This window comes from uncultured Veillonella sp., from assembly GCF_900545205.1.
In the GTDB taxonomy this organism is placed as follows: Bacteria; Bacillota; Negativicutes; order Veillonellales; family Veillonellaceae; genus Veillonella.
This window is the reverse complement of sequence record NZ_UQYC01000086.1, coordinates 1-6757: the sequence shown is the minus strand read 5'-3', so window position 1 is coordinate 6757 and position 6757 is coordinate 1. Positions and strand designations below refer to the sequence as shown.

Here is a 6757-nt window from a genome sequence, read left to right as displayed (position 1 = left end):
GCAAGCTTTGTGGGCACTGGCAAGAAGGAAAACTGTCCTATGCCATGTGTAACAGAGGACTATGCATTGAAAGACCGTAAAGGGGAAGTGTTCCCATTGCGTACAGATCCTTATTGCCGCATGCACATCATGAATAGTCATGAAATGGACATGCGTGCCTACGTGCCAGAGTTACATCGAAAAGGGCTACATATATTGCGCATCGATGGGCGACATATGGATCCACATCGTTTGCGTACTATCGTAGCAGATTATGTATCCATTCAAAATGGAACAAAAGAGGCTCCGCCCAAGAGTGTAGGTAAAGATGATGCACCTATTACAAGGGGCCACTATTTTAGAGGTATTTTATAAAAGAGGTAGTACATTGTTTAACGAAGATGTATTAGACTTTCACCATATAAAAGAACAATTACAACAACACTGTAGTTCTACCATTGCTAAAGAATTGGCTATGCATATTGAACCAATGACGGATGCTAAAGCTATTCAAGAGAACCTTGATGAAACAGCAGAAGCCATGCGTTCTTTGCAAACTGAGGTAGAACAACCGTTAGGTGGTACGCGAGATATTCGTGAATCATGTAAAAAGAGTCGTAAAGACTTTGTTCTTACTCGTGAAGCATTGTGGGATATTTACTTGACCATTGGTGCTTATAAGCGGATGACAAAGTTCTTTAGAACAAAATATATGGAATATCCATTGCTATCCCTATGGGTACAGGATATGCCGAATACAGACCGCATTGAAAACCGTTTTAAACGCGTCTTTGATGAAAAAGGGGAATTGCTTGATACAGCATCTCCTAAATTGGCGAGTCTTAGAAATACGATTATTAAAACACGTGAAAAGATTAAAAATGATATTCAAGCTATCTTGCACGACAAGGATAATCAAAAGTATTTCCAAGAAGCAATCATTACACAACGTAATAATCGTTACGTAATCCCTGTAAAACAAGAGTATCGCCAATACTTTGATGGTCTTATTCACGACCGTTCTGCAACGGGTCAAACCTTATATATTGAACCGATGCGCTTGGTGAATCTAAATAATGAATTACAAGAGGCACTAATTGGTGAAGAGCAAGAGGTATTGCGTATTTACCGCGAATTATCAGCCCTTGTAAAACAACATAGTAATGATTTGATGGATGCTTGTGAAAAGGTATCACACATCGAATTTGTATATGGTAAGGCGAGCCTTGCTATTTCCTATAAGGGTGTACCAGCAATCTTGAGTACTGATAGAACAGTTAATCTCATGAGAGCTCGTCATCCATTGATTCCACCAAATGTGGTAGTGCCTACGAATATTCAGTTAGGTACATCGTATCGTATTTTATTAATCACTGGTTCTAATACAGGTGGTAAAACAGTATCCCTTAAAACATTAGGGCTATTGAGTTTAATGAACCAATGTGGTTTATTTATTCCTGCTGATCACGGATCCATGTTGCCAATATTCCATAATGTCTTTGCCGATATTGGGGACGAGCAAAGTATTGAAGCTAGCTTAAGTACGTTCTCCGCTCATATGACACAAGTTATTTCTATCATTAAACATTGTGGTCCAAATGATTTGGTATTACTCGATGAGCTTGGATCTGGTACTGATCCAGAAGAAGGTAGTGCGCTTGCAGTATCTATCCTTGAGTTCTTCCGTAAAAAAGGCGCTCTCATGATGGTAAGTACCCATTATAATGAGCTTAAAAATTATGCATACCATACGGAAGGTATTGAAAATGGCCATGTAGAGTTTGATGAGCGTACATTAAAACCAACGTATCGACTCTATATCGGCGTAGCCGGTAGTAGCCATGCATTGAGTATTGCGGCTCGTTTAGGCTTACCAAAAGACATCGTAACACGTGCTGCAGAGTATAAATCTCAATTTGGTAGTCATGAAATGGAAGAGGTTCTTTCAGATTTGAATGAACAGCTTCGTAAAGCCTCTGAACGGGAAAGAGCATTAAAGAAAGAGCTAGATGAAACACGTCGTATGCGTGGTCAATTAGAGAAGGAAAAGAAACAGTTTAATGAAAAACGTAAACAAATCTTAGCCAAAGCTCAAGCTGATGCAGAATCTATGAAACGTAGTTTACGCGTTGAAGGGGAAGCGATTATCAAGCAATTGAAAGCGCAATTCTCTGAAACAAATAAAGATAAGCGTCAATCTGCCATCAATGCAGCTCGTAAGGGCATCTCTAATGTGCATGTGCCAGAAGCTCCAGTAGATGATGATCGTAAGTCCTTGACAGCAGATGCTATTAAGGTGGGCCAAGCTGTATATGTTACGTCATTGCGCTCATTAGGTACTGTATTGTCTATCAATGGTAATCGAGTGAATGTAGATATTAATGGATTAACAGCTACAGTTAAGGTTAGCGAATTACAATCTACTACACGTGAAGAAGGCAATAAGCTGGCTCGTGAACAAAAGGCATCCATGCCTAAGACACGAAAACGTATGGGTGGTTCTGCTGTACAACGCCAAAAAGAGGTTCGCACTGAAATCAATATTCTCGGTCAAACCGTAGATGAAGCGACAGTATCTGTTGGTAGATTTATTGACCAAGCCTTGCTGGGTGGTGTTAGCCAAGTACGTATTATCCATGGTAAGGGAACTGGTGCATTACGAGAAGGTGTGCATCAATATTTGCGTACCTTACCGCATGTAGCTCACTTTGAAACAGCAGGCTATGATGAAGGTGGTGCAGGGGCTACGAATGTAGTTCTTAAGTAAAAGTACATACATGCTCTAATTCATCATCGATTATCTGTATATTGTACAGGAATAGTATTTTTAGATGATTATATAGATGTAGAGTAATAGAATAAGGTAGTAAGTTCATAAACTTACTACCTTTTTTATATAAACAAAAGGAGCGGAACAATTGTTCCGCTCCTTTATCGTATGAGATTAACGATCTTTTTTGCTAGACTTTTTACTTTTCGATGAATTAGATTTTTGTTCAGTTGCATCATCTTTTGAGCCACTGTCATCTTTTACAGCTTCATCTTTCGATTTGTCTTTATCGTCTTTTTTGTCTGCTTTTTCGTCCTTAGCAGCTTCTTTTTTAGGCTGTGCTTTTACAGGATTATAATAACCTTCAGAAACAGCTGATTGAGCGCTAGCAGGAACGGAGAAGTCAGAAGCAGGGGTATTGGCAAGCGCATTTGCCATGAATTGGCCCCACATAATAGCAGGTGTGTCACCACCGGTCATGCCTCGTAATGTTTCCGAGCCATAGTCATCACCAATCCAAACGGCAGCTACTAAATCAGGCGTGTAACCAACGAACCAAGCATCCTTGGAATCATCTGTTGTACCAGTTTTGCCTGCTGCAGGACGACCGATTGCGGCATTACCACCAGTACCGCCATTTATAACGGATTCTAGCATATTTGTAATGATAGCTGCATCTTTTTCATCTACAACACGTTTTTCTTGGATGGAGTTTTCTTCCACAACTTGACCATTGCGGTCTACAATTTTAACGATTGCCGTAGGTTGAACTTTGATACCACCATTAGCGAGTACACCATAAGCTTGAACCATTTCAAGAGGTGTTACACCATGAGTTAAACCACCAAGTGCAGTAGACAAGTTATTATCTTGATCAGTTAGAGTAGAGATACCCATTTCTTTAGCAAGTTTAATAATCTTAGACATGCCTACTTCATCAGCAATTTTTACGGCAGCTACGTTACGAGAATGTTGTAATGCATAGCGGTATGTAATGCTACCTACGAAGTCATTTTCATAGTTTTTAGGGCTCCAGTTACCAAATGTAACAGGGCTATCATCTACGATAGAACCAGGAGTTTTACCAGATTGAATAGCTGCCAAATATACAAATGGTTTCATAGCGGAACCTGGTTGACGTTCTGCTTGTGTAGCACGGTTAAATGCATCATCACCGCGACCACCAACCATAGCCATAATATAACCATTATGAGGATTCATAGCTACGATCGCACCTTGTGGTTGATGTAAACCATTGCTATCTGTGTAGTAGTTAGGCAAGTTTTGCATTGCTGCTACAGCCGCATTTTGTGCATCCATATCGAGAGTAGTATAAATTTTTAAACCATCTTTATAGATTGCATCATCACCATATTTTTCAGAAACTTGTGCAATAACATAGTTAATGAAGTAAGACGCATTAGATTTTTCATGCGTTTGTTCTTGTTTTGCTACTAAGCCTAAATCTGCTTGACGCGCTTCATCGGCTTGCTCTTGTGTAATGTATCCGTATTTAACCATTTGGCCTAATACAACGGCTTGACGTTTTTTACTAGCTTCCAAATCATTGAATGGAGAGTAGTAGTTAGGACTTTGTGGTAAGCCCGCAATGAGCGCTGCTTGAGCAAGCGTTAATTGGCTAGCATCCTTACCAAAGTACACATGAGCTGCAGATTGTACACCGTATGCACCTTGACCAAAGTAAATTTGATTCATGTACATTTCTAGGATTTCATCCTTAGTGTAGTGTTGTTCAATTTTTAGTGCTAGTAATGCTTCAGAAATTTTACGTTTAAATGTTCTGTCTTGAGACAAGAATGCATTACGTGCTAACTGTTGAGTGATAGTAGAACCACCTTCAGATACGCCACTATGAACAAGGTTAACCCATACAGCACGTAAGATACCAACTGGGTCGATACCGTGATGGGAGTAGAAGCGAGAGTCCTCAGTAGCAACAAAGGCATTTTGTAAATCCTTTGGTACATCTTTTAAAGGTACTGGTAATCGATTCTCTGTGGAATGAACCGTTGTGATGAGATTACCATGGACATCGTAAATTTGAGACGATGCGGAAGGACGTACATTGGATACATCTGGTAGGTTAGACAGTGTGGCACTGATAAAACCACAGCCACCTCCGGCTACGATGAGTATAAGGAGAAGGGCACAAATCCAAAATAGACGCTTCGGACTTGTTTTCTTCGGTGTAGAGCCGCTACCGTTAGAACGGCGGCTGCTTCTCGCATTTGAGTTATTACTCATAGAGTCACCTCTTTTTTCTTTTGTTAGTAAATATAACGTAAATTCTATTACGCAGTTATAAATATTATATCATAAATGGCTTAAAACCAATACTATATATATAATTGTGAAAGTTTTTAGATAATGGTATACTAAAACAATAGTATTTCGAGGAGGATTATCATGGTTAGTGCTCAAGAACAAGTACGCCAAATTAAACACGGCGTAGCAGATTTAATTAACGAACAAGATCTTGTAAAGAAAATAGAAAAATCCATTAAGGAAAATAAACCGTTAGTTGTAAAACTAGGTTTGGACCCAACAGCGCCAGATATTCATTTGGGTCATACTGTACCACTTCGTAAATTACGTTTGTTCCAAGAATTTGGTCATCAAGTAGTGATTGTTATCGGTGGTTTCACTGCACGTATTGGTGATCCTACTGGTAAAAGCGTAACTCGTCCACCACTTACAAAAGAAGAAGTATTGAAAAATGCTGAAACTTATAAAACACAAATCTTCAAAGTGTTGGATCCTGAAAAAACTATCGTTCGCGACAACAGTGAATGGCTTGAATCCATGAACTTTGCTGATGTTCTACGTTTGGCAAGTTCTTACACTGTAGCTCGTATGATGGAACGTGATGATTTCAATAAACGCTTTAAAGAAGGTCGTGCAATCGGTGTTCATGAGTTTATGTATCCATTGATGCAAGGTCAAGATTCTGTAGCATTACATGCTGATGTTGAATTTGGTGGTACAGACCAAACTTTCAACTTGTTAATGGGCCGTCATTTACAAGAATTAGAAGGTCAAGAACCTCAAGTTGTTATCACAATGCCATTGCTTGAAGGCCTTGACGGTGTTCAAAAAATGAGTAAATCTTTAGGTAACTACATCGGTATCGACGAAGAACCTAAAGAAATGTACGGTAAAGCAATGTCCATTCCTGATGAATTGATGATGCGCTACTTCATGCTCGTTACAGATATGCCAATTGAAGAACAAGAGGACATGGAAAAACGTCTTGAAAGTGGTGAATTACATCCACGTGACGCTAAAATGCAATTAGCTCGTACCATTGTTCGTTTGTACCATGGTGAAGACGCTGCTCTTGAGGCAGAAGAAGAATTCAAGCGCGTATTCCAACAACGCGCGTTGCCTACAGATATTCCTGAATACGCTATGGATGCGCCAACAGAACCAATCTTTGTACCACAATTCTGTACAGATGCTGGTTTGACTGCTTCTAATGGTGAAGCACGTCGTTCTATTAAAGCTGGTGCTTTCAAAGTAAACGGTGAAAAATATACAGAAGAAAACCTTACCCTTGAAGAGGGCATGATCGTTCAAGTTGGTAAACGTAAATTCGTAAAAATTAAATTTAACTAATATAAAACTGTGATGAGATAGAAACCTCATCACAGTTTTTTTCTGTCTATTTTGTCTATAAGATTATTTATCTACTAAATCTGTTGTTTGTGAAGCAAAAAATGACTTACAAGTTCATGTATAATGAAAGTAAAACATAAATTCAAATATAAATATAGATACAATTATAAAATACAAATTTGACATATAAAAGATTTATATAGATATCGTATAGTATCTATAAAGTAAGAGGACCATATATGGACAAGAAACTATTTAATTTCCTAGAAAAACGAGAACATACTGTTCTTACCGATATTGATGTTATAACAGCGGCAGTAGCAGTACCACTATTAGAAATTGATGGGGAAGATCATGTAGTATTTACTGTGC

4 protein-coding genes and 1 pseudogene are annotated in these 6757 nt (G+C 38.8%); 4 read left to right on the top strand and 1 reads right to left on the bottom strand.

The features are described from left to right. Together QZR70_RS08030 and QZR70_RS08025 are read left to right on the top strand one after the other, a co-directional pair. Positions 1-354, top strand: a 354-nt coding sequence (locus tag QZR70_RS08030; protein WP_295794355.1) for a U32 family peptidase, incomplete at its 5' end; no start/stop codon positions are given. Between the two features lie 13 nt (positions 355-367). Then, entirely contained in the window at positions 368-2746 is a 2379-nt protein-coding gene (locus QZR70_RS08025; protein ID WP_295794353.1) for an endonuclease MutS2, read from the top strand. Between the two features lie 177 nt (positions 2747-2923). On the opposite strand, the gene QZR70_RS08020 is transcribed toward QZR70_RS08025, so the two are convergent. Then, entirely contained in the window at positions 2924-5014 is a 2091-nt protein-coding gene (locus tag QZR70_RS08020; protein WP_105093871.1) for a transglycosylase domain-containing protein, read from the bottom strand. A gap of 162 nt (positions 5015-5176) precedes the next feature. On the opposite strand from QZR70_RS08020, the gene tyrS reads away from it, so the two are divergent. Both tyrS and QZR70_RS08010 read left to right on the top strand, forming a co-directional pair. Beyond that, positions 5177-6385, top strand: a complete 1209-nt coding sequence (tyrS, locus tag QZR70_RS08015; RefSeq protein WP_295794352.1) for a tyrosine--tRNA ligase — start codon at positions 5177-5179, stop codon at positions 6383-6385. Between the two features lie 239 nt (positions 6386-6624). Then, a pseudogene (locus QZR70_RS08010) lies at positions 6625-6757 on the top strand (CoA pyrophosphatase); the annotation flags it as partial.